17 protein-coding genes are annotated in these 21,299 nt (G+C 30.1%); 11 read left to right on the forward strand and 6 right to left on the reverse strand.

Going from position 1 to position 21,299, the window contains the following annotated elements; all coding sequences use genetic code 11:
* Positions 1-130: 130 nt before the first annotated feature.
* The 6 genes from ABMY20_RS00930 to ABMY20_RS00955 are packed head-to-tail and all read left to right on the forward strand — an operon-like array spanning position 131 to position 10,870.
* The gene (locus ABMY20_RS00930; RefSeq protein WP_349264396.1) at positions 131-1,588 is read left to right on the forward strand and encodes an N-6 DNA methylase; all 1,458 of its coding nucleotides are present in this window, start codon (positions 131-133) and stop codon (positions 1,586-1,588) included.
* Complete coding sequence (locus tag ABMY20_RS00935; RefSeq protein ID WP_349264397.1) at positions 1,585-2,661, forward strand: restriction endonuclease subunit S; 1,077 nt, start codon at positions 1,585-1,587, stop codon at positions 2,659-2,661. Before ABMY20_RS00930 ends, ABMY20_RS00935 begins: the two co-directional genes overlap by 4 nt.
* The gene (locus ABMY20_RS00940; protein ID WP_349264398.1) at positions 2,658-5,039 is read left to right on the forward strand and encodes a DEAD/DEAH box helicase family protein; all 2,382 of its coding nucleotides are present in this window, start codon (positions 2,658-2,660) and stop codon (positions 5,037-5,039) included. The genes ABMY20_RS00935 and ABMY20_RS00940 overlap by 4 nt, the downstream gene beginning before the upstream one ends.
* Before the next feature lie 33 nt (positions 5,040-5,072).
* Positions 5,073-5,801 carry an AbiV family abortive infection protein gene (locus ABMY20_RS00945; protein WP_349264399.1) on the forward strand — a complete coding sequence of 243 codons (729 nt, stop codon included), beginning with the start codon at positions 5,073-5,075 and terminating at the stop codon, positions 5,799-5,801.
* Between the two features lie 48 nt (positions 5,802-5,849).
* Positions 5,850-8,219 (forward strand): hypothetical protein, encoded by a 2,370-nt coding sequence (locus ABMY20_RS00950; protein WP_349264400.1) that lies wholly within the window; start codon positions 5,850-5,852, stop codon positions 8,217-8,219.
* Between the two features lie 2 nt (positions 8,220-8,221).
* Positions 8,222-10,870 carry a hypothetical protein gene (locus ABMY20_RS00955; protein WP_349264401.1) on the forward strand — a complete coding sequence of 883 codons (2,649 nt, stop codon included), beginning with the start codon at positions 8,222-8,224 and terminating at the stop codon, positions 10,868-10,870.
* Positions 10,871-10,979: 109 nt separating this feature from the next.
* Here the strand turns inward: ABMY20_RS00955 and ABMY20_RS00960 are convergent, their stop codons facing one another.
* Positions 10,980-12,245, reverse strand: coding sequence for a tyrosine-type recombinase/integrase (locus tag ABMY20_RS00960; protein WP_349264402.1), 1,266 nt, complete (start codon positions 12,243-12,245; stop codon positions 10,980-10,982).
* A 429-nt stretch (positions 12,246-12,674) separates the two neighbouring features.
* On the opposite strand from ABMY20_RS00960, the gene ABMY20_RS00965 reads away from it, so the two are divergent.
* Positions 12,675-14,816, forward strand: a complete 2,142-nt coding sequence (locus tag ABMY20_RS00965; RefSeq protein WP_281979704.1) for a S46 family peptidase — start codon at positions 12,675-12,677, stop codon at positions 14,814-14,816.
* A 160-nt stretch (positions 14,817-14,976) separates the two neighbouring features.
* Here ABMY20_RS00965 and ABMY20_RS00970 read toward each other — a convergent pair whose 3' ends face one another.
* From ABMY20_RS00970 to ABMY20_RS00990, 5 genes are read right to left on the reverse strand one after another with little or no spacing between them, the layout of a single operon-like run.
* The gene (locus ABMY20_RS00970; protein ID WP_073181528.1) at positions 14,977-15,741 is read right to left on the reverse strand and encodes an MBL fold metallo-hydrolase; all 765 of its coding nucleotides are present in this window, start codon (positions 15,739-15,741) and stop codon (positions 14,977-14,979) included.
* A 58-nt stretch (positions 15,742-15,799) separates the two neighbouring features.
* Positions 15,800-16,378 (reverse strand): Crp/Fnr family transcriptional regulator, encoded by a 579-nt coding sequence (locus ABMY20_RS00975; protein WP_073182651.1) that lies wholly within the window; start codon positions 16,376-16,378, stop codon positions 15,800-15,802.
* 7 nt (positions 16,379-16,385) lie between these two features.
* Complete coding sequence (locus ABMY20_RS00980) at positions 16,386-17,018, reverse strand: transglutaminase family protein (protein WP_159613127.1); 633 nt, start codon at positions 17,016-17,018, stop codon at positions 16,386-16,388.
* A 9-nt stretch (positions 17,019-17,027) separates the two neighbouring features.
* Positions 17,028-17,546, reverse strand: a complete 519-nt coding sequence (locus ABMY20_RS00985; protein WP_159489978.1) for a peroxiredoxin-like family protein — start codon at positions 17,544-17,546, stop codon at positions 17,028-17,030.
* Positions 17,547-17,594: 48 nt separating this feature from the next.
* Positions 17,595-18,188, reverse strand: coding sequence for an NAD(P)H-dependent oxidoreductase (locus ABMY20_RS00990; protein WP_349264403.1), 594 nt, complete (start codon positions 18,186-18,188; stop codon positions 17,595-17,597).
* Positions 18,189-18,292: 104 nt separating this feature from the next.
* Here ABMY20_RS00990 and ABMY20_RS00995 point away from each other — a divergent pair, with 104 nt between their 5' ends.
* The 4 genes from ABMY20_RS00995 to ABMY20_RS01010 all read left to right on the forward strand — a co-directional run bounded on the left by ABMY20_RS00995 (position 18,293) and on the right by ABMY20_RS01010 (position 21,296).
* The gene (locus ABMY20_RS00995) at positions 18,293-18,652 is read left to right on the forward strand and encodes a helix-turn-helix domain-containing protein (RefSeq protein ID WP_047788396.1); all 360 of its coding nucleotides are present in this window, start codon (positions 18,293-18,295) and stop codon (positions 18,650-18,652) included.
* Between the two features lie 294 nt (positions 18,653-18,946).
* Positions 18,947-19,606 (forward strand): oxygen-insensitive NAD(P)H nitroreductase, encoded by a 660-nt coding sequence (gene nfsB / locus ABMY20_RS01000; protein WP_159489972.1) that lies wholly within the window; start codon positions 18,947-18,949, stop codon positions 19,604-19,606.
* A gap of 10 nt (positions 19,607-19,616) precedes the next feature.
* On the forward strand, positions 19,617-20,459 hold the full coding sequence (locus ABMY20_RS01005; RefSeq protein ID WP_349264404.1) for a DUF4437 domain-containing protein: 843 nt from the start codon (positions 19,617-19,619) through the stop codon (positions 20,457-20,459).
* Positions 20,460-20,702: 243 nt separating this feature from the next.
* Complete coding sequence (locus tag ABMY20_RS01010; protein ID WP_047788399.1) at positions 20,703-21,296, forward strand: NAD(P)H-dependent oxidoreductase; 594 nt, start codon at positions 20,703-20,705, stop codon at positions 21,294-21,296.
* Positions 21,297-21,299 lie beyond the last annotated feature (3 nt).

Consider the following 21,299-nt stretch of genomic DNA (forward strand, 5'->3'; position numbering starts at 1 on the left):
CTTTCCCTGTGTCCTTTTACTAATCTACAATTATATAATTATGGAAATCCATAATTATATTTGCATACATTTTAGTACATTCAAGATTTAATAAATTTGCTTGTACCCATACATAAAGTAATACAAATAAATGAGTTTCGAACAAACTTTTAAAAATATAGACGACCTCCTTTACAAAGACTCAGGAGCAGATAGTGAATTAGATTATATTGGGCAAACCTCTTGGGTGATGTTCTTACGTTATTTAGATGAACTAGAGCAAGATAAAGCTGATGAAGCCGCCTTAGAAGACAAAGACTACACCTTTATTTTAAAAGAAGAATATCGTTGGAGTAATTGGGCAATGCCTAAAGATGCTGATGGTAAACTAGACCATCATGTAGCTTTAACAGGTAAAGATTTAGTACAGTTTGTGGACGGTGAATTGTTTCCTTACTTAGCAGAATTTAAAAATACTGCCGAACATCCTCAGACCATTGAATATAAGATTGGAGAAATTTTCTCTGAACTTAAAAACAAAATTCAATCGGGCTATAACCTACGTGAAATTTTAGAGTATGCCGATGAGCTTCCGTTTAGAACTTCTAAAGACAAACACGAACTAAGCCACCTGTACGAAACCAAAATTAAAAACATGGGGAATGCAGGTCGTAATGGTGGACAATACTACACCCCTCGCCCATTAATTAGAGCCATGATTCAGGTGATTAATCCTCAAATGGGTGAAACGGTGTACGATGGTGCTGCGGGTTCTTGTGGGTTTTTATGTGAAGCCTACGAGTACATGTACGAACGCATGGAAAAAAACACCGATAACTTGAAAACCTTACAAGAGTCAACTTTTTACGGTAAAGAAAAGAAGAACTTGGCGTACGTTATTGGCATTATGAACATGATACTACACGGTATAGAAGCACCCAATATTATCCATACCAATACCTTGGGTGAAAACATACGCGACATCCAAGAAAAAGACCGTTACAACGTTATATTGGCGAACCCACCTTTTGGAGGAAAAGAGCGTAAAGAAGTACAACAAAATTTTGATATTAAAACAGGAGAAACCGCTTTCTTGTTTATGCAGCACTTTATTAAAAGCTTAAAAGCGGGCGGACGTGCTGCCATCGTTATTAAAAACACCGTGTTGAGTAATACCGACAATGCCTCTATAAGTTTACGTAAGTTGTTATTAGAAAGCTGCAACCTGCATACTATTTTAGACATGCCAAGTGGTACGTTCTTGGGTGCTGGTGTAAAAACAGTAACGCTCTTTTTTACTAAAGGAGAGCCAACCAAAAATATTTGGTATTATCAGTTAGACCCAGGTAGAAATATGGGGAAAACCAATCCGTTAAACGATAAAGATTTAGCTGAATTTGTAAAACTTCAAGAAAGCAAACCTGAAACAGAACAATCTTGGAATGTAAAGATAGCTGAGGTAGATACCGAAACGTTTGACCTTAGTGTTAAAAACCCTAATACTCCAGAAGAAGCTCCCTTACGCGAGCCTGAAGTGATTCTTGCTGAAATGGAAAGTTTGGATGTCGAAACTAATTCTATTCTTAAATCAATAAAAGAGATGATATGAATAAAGAATGGGATTATGGAATTTTAGATGATGCAGTAACTAAGGGTTCGTCCAATATATCATTGAACAAAATAAAGAATGATGATGGTAATTATCCTGTATTTGGGGCTAAAGGATTTGCAAAGAATGTATCATTTTTTCATCAAGAGGAAGAATATCTAGCCATAATAAAAGATGGGGCAGGAATTGGTAGGGTATCTAGACACCCTGCAAAATCTTCAATTGTAGCAACTATGCAGTATATCATTCCTAAACCTGGGTATGATATAGATTTTGTTAAGTATTTTTTGTTAGGTTTAGATTTTGAAAAATATAGAACAGGAAGTACTATTCCTCACGTTTATTATAAAGATTATAAAAATGTAGAGTTTCCTCTTATTAATTTATCTGAACAACAACAAATCGTTGAGATACTAGACCAAGCCTTTGCTGCTATAGACCAAGCTAAGGTCAATATTGAAAAAAATATTGAAAACGCTAAAGAGTTGTTTCAGTCTAAACTCAACCAAATTTTTAGCCAAACTGGTGAAGGTTGGGAAGAAAAAACATGGAAAGAGGTATTAGAAATTAGAAGCGGAAGAAATCAAAAAGAAGTAGAATCACCTAATGGAAAGTATCCAATTTTAGGTAGTGCTGGTAAGGTAATGGCATATGCTAACAAGTATATTTGTGAAGCAGGCACTACTATTATAGGCCGAAAAGGAACTATTAATAATCCGATGTATATAGAAACAAGATTTTGGAATGTTGATACGGCTTTTGGCTTACATGCTTTAGAAGGGTTGAATAAAAGGTTTTTGTACTTCTTTTGCCTTAGTTATGATTTTACTAAAAGGGATAAAGGTTCTGGACGTCCAAGTTTAGTTAAAAATGACTTACTAAAAATGACCATGCCAATACCAGATTTAAAAAGCCAAAATAAAATCGTTACGGTATGTGAAGAAATTAAGAATAAAGTTGAGATAATTGAGTCTCAATACTTGAAGAAAATAGATTCTTTAGAAGAACTCAAAAAATCCATTTTACAAAAAGCCTTTGCAGGTGAACTAACCCAAAAAGAAATTGCTATATGAACGAAGCCCAAACCAGACTAGAGTATATAGACCCTGCCCTAAAAAAAGCAGGTTGGGGTGAAATCACGGGTAGTAGAATACGTGTAGAGTTCCCTATTACTGAGGGGCGTATTATTGGTAAAAACAAACGTGCTAGTAAGCTATCGGCAGATTATGTATTGGAATATAAAAACCGCCGTTTAGCAGTAATAGAAGCCAAAACAAAAAACAAATACTACACCGATGGTTTGGGACAAGCGAAAGATTATGCCGAACGTTTAAACATCCGTTTTACCTATGCAACTAATGGGTTAAAAATTTATGGAGTAGACATGCAAGAGGGTGCCGAGGGTGATGTTACTCACTACCCCACACCTGATGAGTTATGGGAAATGACCTTCCCTACTCCTATAGAACCTTATAAAATTGAAATTGCCGATTGGAAAACCCGTTTTGACGACATCCCTTTTCATCGCTTTAAAGGAAAATATTTACCACGTTATTACCAACACAACGCTGCTTTAAATGCTTTAGATGCCATAGCTACAGGTAAAGACCGTATTTTATTAACCATGGCAACAGGTACAGGTAAAACTGCTACCGCTTTTCATATCTGCTGGAAGTTATTCCATGCCAAATGGAATTTAAAACGGGATGCTTCACGTGCGCCGAGAATCTTATTTTTAGCCGATAGAAATTTGTTAGCAGACCAAGCCTTTAACTCTTTTGGAGATTTTGAAGATGATGCTTTGGTACGTATTCGTCCGTCTGATATTAAAAAGAAAGGAAAAGTACCTACCAATGGTAATGTGTTTTTTACCATTTTTCAATCGTTTATGTCGGGTGACGATGAAACACCTTATTTTGGTCAGTACCCAAAAGATTTTTTCGATTTTATAATTATTGATGAATGTCACCGTGGAGGTGCAAAAGATGAAAGTACTTGGCGTGCTATTTTAGAATATTTTAGTCCCGCAGTACAATTAGGACTCACTGCTACTCCTAAAAGAGATATCAATATAGATACCTACGATTATTTTGGAAAACCTGTATACACCTATTCTTTAAAAGAAGGTATTAATGACGGATTTTTAACGCCTTTTAAGGTAAAGGAAATACAAACTACTATAGACTCTTACACCTTTACAGAAGATGATGAAGTTATTGGTGGTGATGTAGATACAACGAGAGAATATACCGAACAGGATTTTAATAGAATTATAGAAATAAAAGCTCGTGAAGAGTACCGCGTACAACTCTTCATGAACATGATTAATCAACAGCAAAAAACTATCGTGTTTTGCGCTACTCAAATACATGCTGCAGCCGTTAGAGATTTAATCAATCAATATAAAACCTCTAAAAACGCCAATTACTGCGAGCGTGTTACCGCTGATGATGGCAAGATTGGAGAACAACATTTACGTGATTTTCAAGACAATGAAAAAACGCTACCTACCATTCTTACTACCTCTCAAAAACTAAGTACAGGAGTAGATGCTCCTGAAGTGAGAAATATTGTACTCATGCGTCCTGTAAACTCTATGATAGAGTTTAAACAAATTGTAGGGCGTGGTACGCGTTTATTTGATGGTAAATCGCATTTTACCATTTACGACTTTGTAAATGCACATGAGCATTTTAAAGATCCAGAATGGGATGGTGAACCTCTAGATCCCGTTGAACCTACACCTAAAGTACCAGGGAAACCTTGTACTGTTTGTAACTCTAAACCTTGCATCTGCCTTAAAGAACCCGACGAGCCTTGTTATGTTTGTGGTAACGATCCGTGTATTTGTGAACCCGAAGAAAGTAAGATGATTAGCATCGTTTTATCTGACGGAAAAAAAAGAGAGCTAGATTCTATGGTAAAAACTACTTTTTGGGATCCTAACGGTACACCGATATCTTTAGAAGCTTTTATTAAAAAATTATTTGGTGATATGCCTTCCCTATTTAAAGACGAAGAAGATTTACGTAAAATATGGAGCTTACCTTCTACTCGTAAAAAATTGCTGCAAGAACTTAATGATTTAGGCTATTCAACAGAACAATTAGAAGACCTACGTAAGCTTGTACATGGTGAAGATAGCGATTTGTTTGATGTACTAAATTATATTGGCTATAGTAGCGATTTAGTACCTCGTTTAAACAGGGCTGAAAAAGCAAAAATTCAGTTTTCAAATTATAATAAGGAGCAACAACAGTTTTTAAACTTTGTATTGCAGCAATATGTAAAAGAAGGGGTAGATGAACTCGATGATGCCAAACTAGGAGATTTGTTAATCTTAAAATACGGAGGTATTGCCGACGCTAAAGCTAGTTTAGGAGACATACCAACCATACGGAATACCTTTATCGGTTTTCAAGAACATTTGTATCAGAAAAATGTAGGGTAAAATTGAATATGAAAAAAGGCTAAAAAGAGAAAAATGATTAAAAAGTTTCCCAACTTAACTTCAGAAGAATCGAAAGGCATTGATAAGCTTATTTATAAAAATGCTTTACAATTAAAAAAAGATGCACTTCTGATTGCTGAAAACAGAAAATCTTATAGTTCCGCTACTTCTCTATTAATTTTAAGCTCAGAAGAGGTAATCAAATCCATTTTAGTACTATTACATTCCGAAGGCTATAACGTTTACAAGCTTAAGGAAACTCATAAATTTTTCTTTGATCATAAAATAAGACACCAAATTATCCAATTAATTGAAATGGGATCTGGTATTGTAAAATCAATGATAAAATATGACGAACAAAAGCCCTCTAAACTTTTAAAAACAAAAATTAACTGGTTAAATAATCTAGTAAATGATTTTATTGATCTCGTAAAAGCAGTTGAGCCAATTATAGATGCTACGGATAGAGTATACAAACTACAATTATTTAATGAGCTAAAGAATAAAGGTCTTTATGTAGATTATAAAAACGTCTTGTCATTACCTCAAACACAAATAACTGAAAACACTTATAAAGAGACCCTTATGATAACTGAAAGTATTTTTTCTTTCAATAAAGGACTTAGAGTTTTGTTCCATCCAGCTTTAAAAAACCATATGGAACTCTCACAAATTAATAGAATTAAAAAACTTTTAAAAGATTTAATAGATGAAGGCTTAAAGGATTTTTCGTTTAAAGAAACTTTAAATACTCCTAATTAAAGCAACGACATCTTACATTATTTTAAAATTAATATTAAAATATAAACTATGACATTAGAAATAAATAAAGGCGAAGAATATAAAATCAAAATTGAAAATACGGATAAATTTAATAATTCAATCTTTAAAGATGTATATAACCAAGCTGCAAATAGTGTAGATGAAATTATTCGAAACTTCAAACTACAAAACACTCTTAATAAAAGCATTAGCAATGAAGACTATAACAATTTAATCGCTTTTACAGGAGAGAGAGGTTCTGGAAAAAGTTCTTCAATGATTTCCTTTGTTAATAGTTTAAAAACCAATAATAGTTCTTTTTTTAAAGATTTTGATAATATAACCAATTTCGAATTTGCTTGCTTAGATATTATAGATCCTTCTTTATTCCGAAATGATGATAAGCTTTTTGAAATAATAATTTCAAAAATGTTTTCAAAATTTCAAATAGATTTAAAAAACAGCCCAAATAAAATTAGAAATAATCATAAAAGGGAGTTAATAAAAAAATTCCAACAAGTATTTAATAATCTCAAAGTTGTACACAATGGAAAATCTGAAGTATATGATAAAGAAGCGATTGAAGCATTAAGTGATTTAGCTTATGGGACTAACTTAAAAAATAATTTTAAAGATTTAGTTAATGAATATTTGTATGCATTATATAACATTAATAACACAAAAAATAAAATAGAAGGAGCTCTAGTAATAACAATTGACGATTTTGATTTAAATATTTCTGGAGCTTTTGATATGCTGGAAGATATTCGTCAATTTTTAATTCAAAATAACATAATTATTTTAATTGCTAGTAAAATTGAACAACTTCAAGACTCTATTGAATTAAAAACATATTCTTCTTTTTCAAACTATAAAGGGATACTATCAGACTCACCTGAAGACATGGCCAATAGATATCTTGAAAAGTTAATTCCTTTAACAAGAAGACTTCCCGTTAATACTGCAATACAAAATTATGATCAAGAAACAATCATTAACACTGACCCTAAAATATCAACAAATAGTATTCAGAAGGCAATTACTAAATTAATATATAATAAAACAAAATTGTTCTTACCTAACACAGAAGTTTTTATGACTAGAACTCTTAGAGAATTAAATGCTGTTTGTTCTTATTTAGATTCTAAAAACTCCTATAGAGATTTGAAAAATTTATTGTTATCGAATAAATCATATTTTCTAAATAAAACAAATCAAGGTATTTTAGAGTCTTTGAAAACTGATTCTTTTTCTAGTATAAATAAATATTTTATAAATTGGGTTAATAGCGGTAAACTTAAACTACCTCTCAACACTAAATATAGGGAACTTACTCGTACAAATAATTATAAAAATGTTTCCTTAAGCGACCTAAACATTGTTTTTAATGGATATAAAGAAGACATAAACTCCTCTGACTATCAATCCTTAAAAGAATTAAACTTCATTGAAACATATTATAATATTTTAAATTTAGAAAAAAACGAAATAGGTTTAAGCGACACTATTTTTCTAAATTCAATTACTAATGAAAAAACAAATTTGTTTAGAAAATCATTAGCAGATAATAAAAATAGAGACTATTTTTATTTTAATAATTTTGATGATGTTTTTCATGACATACATAATGAATCTGATTTTATCTGGATCACTTCTTTTATTTATAACACTGGTCATAGCAACAGGTATAGAGAGTCTAATGAAATTTTATACAAAAATATAATTACCTTTAAAAATAAAAACTCTCAATCTTGGGCAACTTTTAATGCTTCTAACTTTATTATTGGTATAATTCAACCCAGTCAATTTTATAATAGAATAGATGGTATAAACCTTAAAGAAAACGAGCTATTCAAAAACTTAAGCGAATATAAATTAGACAACTATCATCTATTCTTCAACACTTACTTTATTTCTATTTTAATTGAAGAAATAAAAATAGTTCAATCAAAGTACAAAGTATCTCTTCCAGAAAACTTTGCTGATTTGTTAAAACTATTCATTAACAATTTTTTTACCCAAGCTCTAAATAATATTACAAAAAAATTCGACTTTTTAGATATAAAATTCGATAACTTTATCGATAATCCTCTACTAAAATATTGGAATAATAATGAAAACTCAGAGAGGTTAGATATTATCTTAAATCAAATTTACAATAATCAATTTATCAAAAGTAACTATACAGAAGAAGATATCAGTATGGCTAAATATCTTCTAGGTAGATATAGAAGGTATTTTGATGAAGATGGTGATTTTTCTCAAAGAGGAGCTAAACAAGCTATGAATTCTGTAGTTAAAAGTTTTGAAGAAGACAGTCCTATTAGGGAAAACCTTCAAAATTGGCGCTATATAATGGATCAAGATTTTGAAGAAGGCCTCTTTGGAATTCAAAAAGAATTAAAATCTATAAATTAGACATGGATAATTTAAGAAGATCCATAGAAGCTATATTTAACAATACATGTCCTGATTTTATTATTCAAGAAATGTATAATGGTAACTTAGAAAATGATTTATTCTCAAAAAAAAGATTTTTAGAACAAGGACTATCTCTTTTTAACAATTATAGTTTTGATGAAATTGAAAACTTATACACCAAGTTAAACTCTGACTGGTTATTGGATGTTTACCAAAAAGAAAAGAGCAAAAAATCAATCTTTAATTTATTAACACATTTTAACAAACAAGTATTAACAGAACGAGATAAAGAACCTTTTATTACCTATAAACACTTACTTCGTTGGAGAGAGTTGTCTTTTATTTTAGGGGAAGACTTGTTTACTTGCTCATACTTTGCTTACATGGATAATCGCTCTAAAAGAAATAGAGAGTTTTTTTCTTGGAGAACAGTAGCTTTTTCTACTAACAATAGATTAAAGAATATGTTAGGCAAAGGTATAGCTGAAAATCATTTTCACTTAAAAGGATCTGCACCGATATTTGAATTATCTTGGATTTCATTAATGAATTCTATAAATGGCCATTCAAAAAAACTTAACAAGTTAAAAAAAGAGATTAAATTAAATGGAACAGTCTCTTATTCATTTAATAATAAACATAAGGAAATAGATATACTTATTTATAAAGCATCAAAAATACGGTTAGTTTTATTTCAGGTATTATTTGAAGAAAAAGAAATCAATCTATCAGAAATCAAACCATTGTTGTTTCCTATTTCTAATAGTGATAGTTCATTTGAAATATTAATTGAACTATCGCAAATTCAAAGTGAAATCAATGAAAAGAAAAAATTACACGGATATGAGTTTTACCATAAGGGAAGTCATGATATAGCAGATTATGCCATAACAAAAGATATGCATTCTTATAACTTTAAAGGTTCTTATATTGTATACGGTGAAAGAAAATTACTATATAATGCTTTTAAATACATATATGCACAAAAAGAGTCTTGCAGTGAAATAGAAAAATTATTACATGCGTATATTATTATTAAAAATCAATTTCGATCAGAACTAATACAAGTAAATAAAAAAGTTGGATTTTCTAATTTTTCTACCTATCAAGATAGAAAAGAATACTTTATACCTGATAATACTATTTATGAAACTGCTCTGCTACAAATGGCCATTAATGATAGTCGTAAATTTCAAAAAATCATTTCTTTTGAAACTAGAATAGCTCCAAAAGACTCTGTATTGGACTTAAATAACGCGCTAAAAAAATATCAAATTAACAGTGAAAAAAAAGCATTAAAACATACTAACTATAATACCCCAGTACTTAAAGCTTTGGGCAAATATAAAGAGACAAAAGAAAATCATTTTTATACCATTCACTTTATAAAGTTTAAAGAAAAAAACACAAAAGACACATTAGCACAAGAAGTCCTACCTAGACATCATAAATCAAGAAAAGATATAAAGAGGCAATCGAGAGCTATAGTTCAGTTAAGAGAATCCTATTCGAAAAAAGCAAAATTAATTCGAGGTATAGATGCTGCTTCTTCTGAGTTTAATGCCAGACCTGAAGTTTTTGCACAAGCATTCAGATATTTAAAAGACCATAAGCTAAACGGAAAATACAACCATTTGAAAAAAAACATCATAGAGAATAAGTTGTATGCTACATTCCACGTAGGAGAAGATTTCTATGATATAATTGATGGTTTAAGATACATAGATGAGGCTGTAAAATTTTTAAAACTAAACCAAGGTGACAGAATAGGGCACGCATTAGCTTTAGGGATAAATGTTAAAGAGTATTTTGATTTTAAGGGTAAAAAATTATTAATACCTAAAGAAATACTATTAGATAATATAGCATGGTTACTAGCTAAAGTTAGAAAATATAATATTAATAATCATAGTAGTGAAATATATAAATTAGAAAAACTATTTGACTCGTTGTTTAGAGAAATTTATCAAAGCTCATTTGATAAAAATTCTATTTTTTATAATATCCACTTTAAACATGAAGTTTACTTTGATGCATGGAAATTAAGGGGTGATGACCCATATTTATATCTAGAAAATCTAGATATAAATATAGAGGATATTCCCAACATTACTTATTGGGAAAGATGCCGTATTAATCATTTTTACCCCAAAAGAGGTAATATAAGAAATGACAAAACCATTAAGTTTTTATATCAACAATACCATTTTAATCCTAGTATTAAAATGAAAGGTAAAGAAATAAAACAATTTGAAATTTCCGAGAATTATATAAAATTAGTAGCAAGTGTTCAAAAAAAATATCAGCTACATATACAGAAACTTAATATTGGTATAGAGTGTAACCCGACATCTAATTACTTAATCGGAACTATTAATAAATACAGTAAGCACCCTATAAAGAATTTCTTTAACCTACATTTAGAAACTAATTTCAAAAAAGTAAAAGATTGTCCTCAATTATTTGTATCTATTAACACAGATGATCAAGGTGTTTTTGGTACTTCTTTAGAAAATGAATATGCTTTGTTAGCAATTGCAATGGAAAAAGAAAAAGATGAAAATGGAAATCAAAAATATAACCAAACTATGATTTATGAATGGTTAGATAAAATTAGGGAGATGGGATTAGAACAAAGTTTTAAATAAACTAAAAAACAATCCTTTATATATAAGAATTTACGTTGTCTCGTTCAAGCTGAACAAAACTTTAATTAAGTCATTTTAGAGTCTTACCTCAAGTCTTTGCTTGTTTCACTTAGTTAACTTGATTCAATATATCTTTATTGAAATTCTCAAACACTGATTTAACAGCATCAATTTTAGCGTTGTTATCAACTTGATGATACATGTTAAAAGTCTTCAAATCTTTGTGACCACTAATGCTCATAATCGTTTTATCGGCAATTCCTTTATTTCGCATAATGGTTATAAAAGTTCTTCTAGCAGTATGAGTAGAAATACGCTCATAAAATGGTTTTATAAAAACTTGTTGTTCTACTCCTTTAGTTCTTGTGTATTCAACCTCATGAGTAAACCCTGCTTCCTTTAAAATATCTTTGATATAATCATTTTGTTTTTGATTAGAAATAAGCGGTAACTCATAATTATACTTTTCTAATATTGATCGTGAAATAGATACTAAAGGAATTTCACGAGTCGGTTTAGAACTATCCTTTTCTTCCTTTAATATCACACAACCATTATTATTAATTGTTCTTTTATTTACTCTTTTTAATTCCCCATAGCGCATTCCTGTTAAACACTGAAAAATAAAAACATCTTTAATTTTATTTAGTCTTTCATCTTCACAAGTAAAGTTATAGAGTATTTTAATATCCTCAAAAGACAAAGCTTCTTCTCTAGTTAAAACTCTTTTAGGTTTCTTAAAATCAACAAACTTATTATTGTAGGTATGTTCTTTTTTTAAAGCCCAGAACATAAATGTTTTAAATAGCCCTAAGTTTCTATTAAATGTGTTGGTATAGTGATCTTTATACTCATAACAAAAATCAATAAACTCAGTATAAAAGGTATTATTAATTTTACTAAATGTTAGTTTGTACTTCTTAACTTTTTCAAATTCTTGTAATAAATTCTTAATATTTTTATACCGCTTTATTGTTGAATATTTCCATTCTTTCCTTTTTATTTTCTCCTCGGTAAATTTGTCATAAACTTCAAAGAATGAAGTTTGACTTAATGTCAAATTATTAAAGGTTGTATCTAGGTGCTCTTTTAATAATTGACTAGTAAATTCTGTTTTACTCATTTCACAACGAGACTGAAATGTATAAAATTCATCTGTATACTTATTTAATATGCTAGTTATGCGTTTTTGATCTATTGATATACTCTTCCCTTTATTTTTTGGCTTCTTATTTTCAAAATCCCAATAATTTGGAAGAATAGATTCTCTCGTAGAATAAACAAATTGCTTTTGTTCATTTTTAAAATAACAAGAAAATAGAATTAATGTTTCTTTTTCTCCTTTTGGCTTTCTCAAAAAAAATGTTTGTTTCATAATTTTTATTTTTAAAATAATACGCGTTGATAAAGGCGTTGATTTTTTTCTTATATCTTATTAGTAAAAAAGTTATTAACAAGGTATGAAAAAAGCCACCAAACCCCTGTTTTTAAACAACATACAAAGATTTACTAACAAATAAAAATTAAGCTAAAGTATATTCGGCGTCTCCACAACAATCCCTTACAAGTCTAGTTTTGTAAGGGATTTTTTTATTATAAAGCTCATTTCTACGCTATCTATTATGCTAAAATTAACATGCGTATCCTTATATTTTTTTAACGTTTACTTCCTTATACAAAATAAATTATTGAGTATTTTTACGAGCTGATTCTTTAATTGATTAAAGAACTTAATGTTTTTTAAAAGAAGATATTCTAAACTAAAAAACAAAATCAACCTAATTTTTATTATTCAAATTATATTATGAAAAAAACAAGTCTTTTTTTAATTGCTTTTTTAATCTTACTACCTGCTTCATTGTTCGCTAATGAAGGAATGTGGTTTTTAATGCATATTAAGCGTTTGAACGAACGTGATATGCAAAAAATGGGACTTCAACTAACCGCTGAAGAAATTTACAGTATCAACAATCAAAGTCTCAAAGACGCTATCGTTCAATTTAACGGTGGTTGTACAGCTAGTATTATTTCTGATAATGGATTAGTACTTACAAATCACCACTGTGGTTATGACGCCATTGCAGAATTATCTTCTGAAGAGCAAAATCACCTTAAAAATGGGTACTGGGCTAAAACATTAAAAGACGAGCTTAAACCAGAAAGTCTTTTTGTAAGATTCTTTGTGAGAATGGATGACGTTTCTAAACGTATTTTATCTAAAGTAAACGATTCTATGACAGAAAAAGAACGTGAAGCTGCTATTAACAAAGAAATTGCAAAAATAGAACAAGAAAACAACGAAGGTGGTAAATACACTGTTTCTGTACGTTCTTTTTTCCAAGGTAATGAATATTACTATTTTGTATATGAAGATTATAAAGATGTACGATTAGTAGGTACACCTTCTGATAAAGTTGGTAAATACGGTGGAGACACTGATAACTGGGAATGGCCACGTCACACAGGAGACTTTTCTTTATTTAGAGTATATGCAGATGCAGAAGGAAACCCTGCAGAGTATTCTGAAAACAACGTGCCATTGAAAGCAAAATATCACTTACCTGTTAACATTAAAGGGGTAAAAGAAAATGATTTTGCTATGATTTTAGGATACCCTGGTAGAACAAACCGTTGGATGCCTGCAGAAGGAATCGAACAAAACGTAAATTACGCATATCCTGCTTGGGTAGAAGGATCTAAACTCAGCATGGATGTAATGAAAAAATACATGGATAAAGATGCATCTATCAATTTAATGTATGCATCTCAATATGCTAGAATTGCCAACTATTGGAAAAACAGACAAGGTATGATTGATGCTTTAACAGCTCATAAAACTGCCGAGGCTAAACGTAACGTAGAAAAGAAATTTGACAAATGGGCTAACAAAAAGTCTAACAAAGCTACTTACGGAGATGTTGTTACCAACATAAACAATTACTACAGCTTAACCAACAACAAAGCAAAGCATGATAACTACTTAATGTTATTATTACGTTCTAGTAAATTTGCAGTTTTACCATATCAAATAGGTAAAGGATTTGAGTCTTATATTAATGCTAATGAAGCTGCTCGTAAGAATTTAATGCCTCGATTGAATGCTTTTATAGAAAGTAACTACACAAATTATCATTTACCTTTAGAAAAAGAAATTTTAACTGAGCAACTAAAGTTATATTCAGCTAAAGCAAATTACGAATTACCAGAGATTGTAGCTAAAATTGCTAAGGATGATAATTTTAACGACTACGTAAATTCTATTTTTGAATTAAGTATTTTTACATCTAAAGAGCGTGCTACGGCTTTCTTAAAATATCCTAATAAAGAATTGTTAGCTAACGATCCTTTATATATCTTATCTTCTCAATTACTAGATAAGTATAGAGAGCAACCTGAAAACTTAGTACAACCATTAAACGATTATCAAAAATCATTTAGACTATTAGTAGATGGTTTACGTAAGTCTGGTCTAAGTAACATTAAATATCCAGATGCTAACTCTACTTTACGTTTAACTTACGGAAAAGTAAGAGCTTTACCTAAAGATTCTAGAAACGACGCTAGCATTAACAACTACACAACGTTAAAAGGAATGGTTAAAAAATATAAGCCAAACGATAGCGAGTTTGATTTATCTAAAGATATGTTAGATATCTATGAGAAAAAAGATTACGGAAGATATGCTAACAGTAAAGGTGAATTACCTGTAAACTTCTTATCTGATAATGATATTACCGGTGGAAACTCTGGTTCTCCAGTATTAAACGGAAAAGGTGAATTAATCGGGCTAGCATTTGATGGTAATATTGAAGCGATGGCTGGTGATGTTATTTTTGACAAAAACCTACAACGAACTATTAATGTAGACATTAGATATGTACTTTGGTTAATTGATAAGTATGCTGGTGCTAAACGTATTGTAGATGAACTTACTATTGTGAAATAAAGTATAACACTGACACGAACTAAAAAAACGTAGCTATTTCTTTAGCTACGTTTTTCTTTTTTAGATAATTCATGATTTTTTTACACATAAGATATTTCTTTTAATAAACGTTTTATAAAAAAATCATATTTAAAATATTTACTAACTAATATAACTAACCTTAAAAACTTATAGTTTCTCCATCATCAGGTACATATACTTTTTTAGACAAATCTAAATTTAACACTTCTGCTCTCAATTCTTCACGCCTTGTAGGGCAATGATTTACTGCCTCCATATGATTGGCGATGACTTTACCTGGTGCATTTTTAGCAAATTTTAAAATATCATCCATAGTCATTAATAAAGGTTTAAAAATATCAAACTGAGCCGACCCTGCTGCAACTACGCTAATATCTGGTTTATAGTTTCTAAAAACTTTATCTACTGTATCTGTATAAACAGTATCGCTACTTAAATAAATTGATGGTTGATTAGGTAATTGTATAAAAAATCCCATAACATTACCTGCTGGTTTGGCTACAAAACCATAACCATGTTTTGCCGGAATTCCTTCTATACTACCATCTAAAAATTCAGATTTAGTCCAATATTCAATAGTTTTTACAATGTTTAAACCTTTCTTTGAAAATGTTTTTTCATCTTTTACACTACAAAACACAGGGATATTCTTCTCTTTTAAGAAATCTTCTGCAGGTTTGTCAATATGATCTGGATGGTTGTGCGTTATAACACAATGCGTAATTTTATCTAAAAAGGTTTTACTAATTTCTGGTAATTCTACAATAGGATTTTTAACAGGTTTGAACCTAAAAAATGTAAATGGAGGCAAAGATCCTTTTGAGCCTAACATAGGATCTATTAAAATAAAATGACTATTAGCTTCAATAACCATTGTGGCATTTCTAAAGTGATGAATTTTCATAATGCTTAAATGTTTTTGCAAAGGTTACAAACGTATTACACTTAAGCATTGATTCAAATCAAGAAATGCGTTTTCGAATACGACTTAAAGTTTCTGGTGTAACATTTAGGTAGGATGCAATGTGGTATTGTGGAATATTGTCTAGCCAGTTAGGTCTATAAATAATTAGCTCTTTGTATAGTTCATCTGCTGTTTTAGTAATACGATTATATTCAAAAAGTTCTTTTTGTTTCAATAATCGTTGAAACGAAATTTCTATAAACGATTTTCCGCATTCGTAATTATCCAACAGCTTTCTAAAGGCACTTTTTTCAACAGATAATAGTTCTACTTCTGTTATGCATTCTTGATTTTTGTTAGTAGAGATATTATTAATAAACGAACTTAAGTCTGTGATAAATTGTGGTTCAGCATAAAAATTAATGTTGGTCTCCTTGTCTGGTGTAGCATAATACTCTCGCACCACACCAGAATTAAGAAACCTTAAATAATTTTCAGTGGTATTTGCAGCAAGAAGCATTTCGCCTTTAGCTACTTTTTCAACTTTAAATAAACCGAATAATTCTTTTAAACCTTCTTGATTCAGAGGGTATTCGGTGTTAAAAAATGCTTGTATTTGACTTAGTTCTGATTGCAAATCATTCTTATATTTTGATATGATCCTGATCTCTAAATTTTTCATAGAGACTAGGATAATTTGATTTAAATGTTTCCTTTATAAATTCCAAAGGTACATCATCAAAATGACCATAATCTTCTATATAGGTCATAAATTTATGGTCGTCTTTATTGTATTCTTGCAACACTGCATCTTCGACACCATTAAAATCTAAAACATCAACATTGTAAATGGCACACAGTTCTTTATTAAACGCAGGCGAACATTTAACCCATTTATCATTATAAAATACATCTACCAAACCATGAGGAGCTAATTCATTAGTTCCAATCACTTTTTCTAAGCGTTCTGTAGCAATATGGTTGGATACTTTGGCTAAATGTAATCTTGCTGGAATATTGAAGGCACGTAAACAAGCAATGTATAAAATAGCTTTATCAATGCAATGTCCATCTGGCTTTTTTGCTATATTACTAGCTTTAAAGTGCTCTTTAGTTAAACCAATATTAAAAGGTAAATAACGCCAACCATCTCTAACCTTTAGATATAATTGCTCTATAATATCTTGTTGAGAGGTAAAATGCTTAACGTCTTTTATAACATCTTCAATAACTGAACTATTATAATCGAAATAATAGGTTTTTTCGGTGTATTTCATATTACAAATTTATAACATTTCGCCTCTTGCAGGATAATCTGAAGACACAATATAATCTACAGCTTTTACAAATGAAGGTAAATAAGGTCTTCCCCAAGGATTACTATTCATAGCAGAATAATAGATTTGATCGTTATTGTCTATTAAAAAAAGTCCTGGTTCACTAAATGTGTTTGGTTCACCATCTTTTATACCTTTGCTTAAATATAACCCCCAGTTTTTAGCAGTTTCTAAATCTAAGTTATACCCTAATTTTAATTCTGATAGCTCCCATTTTTGACGTGATAAGCGTGCTCTAGACTCAGAGTCCATACTTACAGCAACAACGTTAACACCTCTTTCTTTAAATTCTGGTAATAACTCTTCTAATTGTTGTAAATATTTTTTACACAACGGGCAATGCAAACCTCTGTAAAAAACCACTAAAGTAAATTTTTCTGGTTGTTGATTGTTAATCTGCCATTCGTTACCATCTAATACTGGAAAAGTTAAATTTGGTGCTGTATGCTTTGGTGTTGGTCTGTTCATTTTATGTGTATTAGTTGTATTCTATTAAACGTGAAAACTTTCAATGGATTATATTTTTTGAAGTAATTCTTCAATAATATGTTTTTCAAATCTTACAAAGTCGCTTTCAATCTCCGGATTTTTCATCACGTCGTAAGCAAAAAATGTTTTTAAAGGTTCTAAACCAAACCATTTAAAGTTGAGATGCATTGGTAATAACAAGTCCTCTTCACTTTTACCAGCAAAAAAAGGCTCATCAGGATTGTTAAAAGCCTCTTTAGGCGCATTTGCAGTTACTGACATCATGTATTTTCCGTTTAACAAACCACCTAAACCATAATTCTTTTTTGGTGCTTCAGAAGTACGACCATCACCTTGCGATAGTTTCCCCATCATACCTGCAGTGAATACATCATCCATATATTTTTTAAACGACCAAGTAATTCCCATCCAGTTTAAAGGCGTTTGTAAAAATACAACATCTGCCCAAAGGAACTTTTCTACTTCCTCATCTACATTATAGTCATTTTGAGTTACGGTAATCTTTATATTTAAGTTAGCTTCTTTTAATTGAGCTGATAGTTTTTCAATAAAAGATTGATTTAATTTTCCTTCTGCAAATGGATAATATTGATGACCATTAATGATTAAAATGTTTTTCATTTTTATAAAACTTTAAATTAGTATTGCAAAGAAACTAATAATAGTTTATTTTTGAAACCAAAATAATATAATCACATTAAATAGTGGTTACAAAATGGTAACTAATGGGAAGAAAAGTAATTGATAATCCAAATGTGTGTTCGTTAGTTCACGCGATGAACGTAATTGGAAATAAGTGGAAGCCTATTTTAATTTACTTATTAGCAAACGGAAGTTTACGCTTTGGAAAACTCTTAATATTTACTCCTACTATATCAAAAAAAGTGTTAACAGAACAATTAAGAGAGCTTGAGGAAGATGGTATCATAATTAGAAAAAAATATGCTGAAATACCACCACGAGTTGAATATTCACTATCTGAAAAAGGTGAAGCTTTACTGCCAATTCTTAAAAGTTTGAGTGAATGGACTCAAGATAGTTTTAAGGACATTGAGTTTGAAGCCTGTAGAATAGTAACTTTATAAAATACCAGTAAAATTACTCTAATACTCTTCCCTTTTTAACAACAACTTCTCTCTACTTAACAATAGCAGCCAACAAAATTCTTACGACTTCTTCAAACAGAGTTTATTCGTACTTTACTTTTTATAGTAAATTTAACATTACCTATAAAGCTATTAAAAATAGTAGCTAACAGTGTTTTTTAACATAAAAAACATACTATCATTTTTGACCGTTATTGCAAAAACCTTAAACTATCAATACTTTTGACACTATACTTTTGATAGTTTGAATTAAACAAATAAAAAACAATTAAAATGAATTTAAAAGACATATTAAATTGGAGATATACCACAAAAGAATTTGATCCATCTAAATCAGTTTCTAAAGAAAATATGGAGCAAGTAAAACATTTACTACAAATGAGTCCTTCAAGTGTTAATCTTCAACCTTGGCACTTTATTATCGCTGAAACTAGAGAGGGTAAAGCACGTATTGCAAAAGGCACTCAAGGTTTTTTCCACTTTAATGAACCTAAAGTAACTAATGCTTCAGCTGTTATTTTATTTTGTGTAAAGACTAATGCTGATGAAGATTATTATAAATATATAGCGGAGGTAGATGATAAAAATGGACGATTTCCTAATGAAGATGTTAAAAATGGATTTATAGGCGCCGTTAAAACCTTTGCAGATATTCATAAATATGACTTAAAAGATCTTCAACATTGGATGGAAAAGCAAGTATACCTTAACGTAGGAAGTTTTTTGCTAGGTGTTGCAAGTTTAGGTATAGATGCCACACCAATGGAAGGTATAGATGTAAAAGCATTAGATGAAGAATTTGGTTTAAGAGAAAAAGGTTATACCTCATTAGTTGCTGTTTCTATTGGATACAGGGCAAAATCCGACTTTAATTCTACTGATAAAACTCCTAAATCAAGATTGTCACAATCTGAAGTTTTTACAGAAATCTAAAAATATTAAAATGATTAAAACTGTCCTCTTAGCTTCATTTTTTTTAATGTTTACAGTTAAAATCAATGCTCAGACTTCAACTATAGATCACACAAAGACTAAAAACGAAGTAGTAACCACTGAACAAATAGAATGGAGCTGGCTTAATCCGTTACGTGGAGACAAAAGTCCAGCTGCGGGAAAACTTTGGGGTGATCGTACCAAAAACGAACCTTCAGGTTTTTTAGTAAAATTTAAAAAAGGTTTTTCATCTCCACCACACATTCATAATGTCACTTATCGAGGTGTAGTTATTAAAGGGTTATTGCATAACGATGATGAAAACGCAAAAAAACAATGGTTACCTACAGGATCTTTTTGGATGCAGCCTGCAGGCGAAACGCATATTACTGCTGCCAATGCTGAAGACAATTTAGCATATATTGAAATTCAAGAAGGTCCATATTTAGTAAAACCTACAGATGAAGCTTTTGATAATGGTGAACGACCAATAAATGTAGACCAACACAACCTCGTATGGTTAAATGCAAACGATATTACTTGGGTTACAAATAAAAGTGATATTAAAACTGCATTTTTATGGGAAACACATAAAAACAATAAACTTCAGGCTATTTTAGTTAAATTACCTGCTGGTTTTAAAGGTAATATTAAAAACCTAAGCGAGAATTTTAGAGCTATAATAATAAAGGGTAAAATAGTGCATCAAATAGAAAATAATAAGGTTATAAATGTGCTTGAAGCAGGGAACTACTTTAGTTCTAAAAAAGCAACTAAACATACAATAGCTGTAAAAAACAACAAAGAGTCTATTCTCTACATAAGAAGCAACGGAGACTTTAAAATTCACTAACAAAAACCTAAAACACTAAATAACAGTGTTATAAATTTATTTTCATAATAAAAAAATATAAGAGCCACCAAATGTAAAACATTCTGTGTGGCTTTTATTTTTATAATTTATAAACTAGCTTAATAATTACTAAAAAAAATTACTCTTGCGCTTTTAGCATAAACAACAATGATTTTAAATTATTAACTTTATCAAAATACAATCATAAAAAACATATTTTCCAACATAAAACTAAATAAACTCATGAAAAAAGTACTTATTCTTTTTGCCCACCCAAAGTTTGAACAATCGAGAGTTAATTCAACTCTAGTTAATCGTTTAAAAAATAAAGTGCATGTAACTTTTCATGATTTATACGAAAACTATCCTAATTTTCATATTAATATACAGCGTGAACAAGAATTATTACTCCAACATGATATTATTATTTGGCATCACCCTTTATATTGGTACAGTAGCCCTGCTATTTTAAAACAATGGAAAGATTTGGTGTTAGAGTTTAATTGGGCTTATGGTCCTGAAGGAAAAGTACTTCATAACAAAACTATTTTTAATGTTATAACCACGGGCGGTTCTCGAGAGGTATATTGTACCGAGGGTTATAATACCTATACAATTAACGAGTTTTTAAGACCATATGAACAAACTGCTAAATTATGTGGAATGAATTATTTATCTCCATTTGCAGTAATGGGTACACATAATTTATCTGATGAAGATTTACTGGATTATACCAACCAGTACGAACAATTAATAGATTTACTACAAGGTGATTTTAATACAACGCAATTATCAAATTGTTCTTTTCTTAACGATTTAGAAATTTTAACAACCTAAGGT

Origin of the sequence: Tenacibaculum sp. SSH1-16 (assembly GCF_040104435.1) — a bacterium.
In the GTDB taxonomy this organism is placed as follows: Bacteria; Bacteroidota; Bacteroidia; order Flavobacteriales; family Flavobacteriaceae; genus Polaribacter; species Polaribacter mesophilus.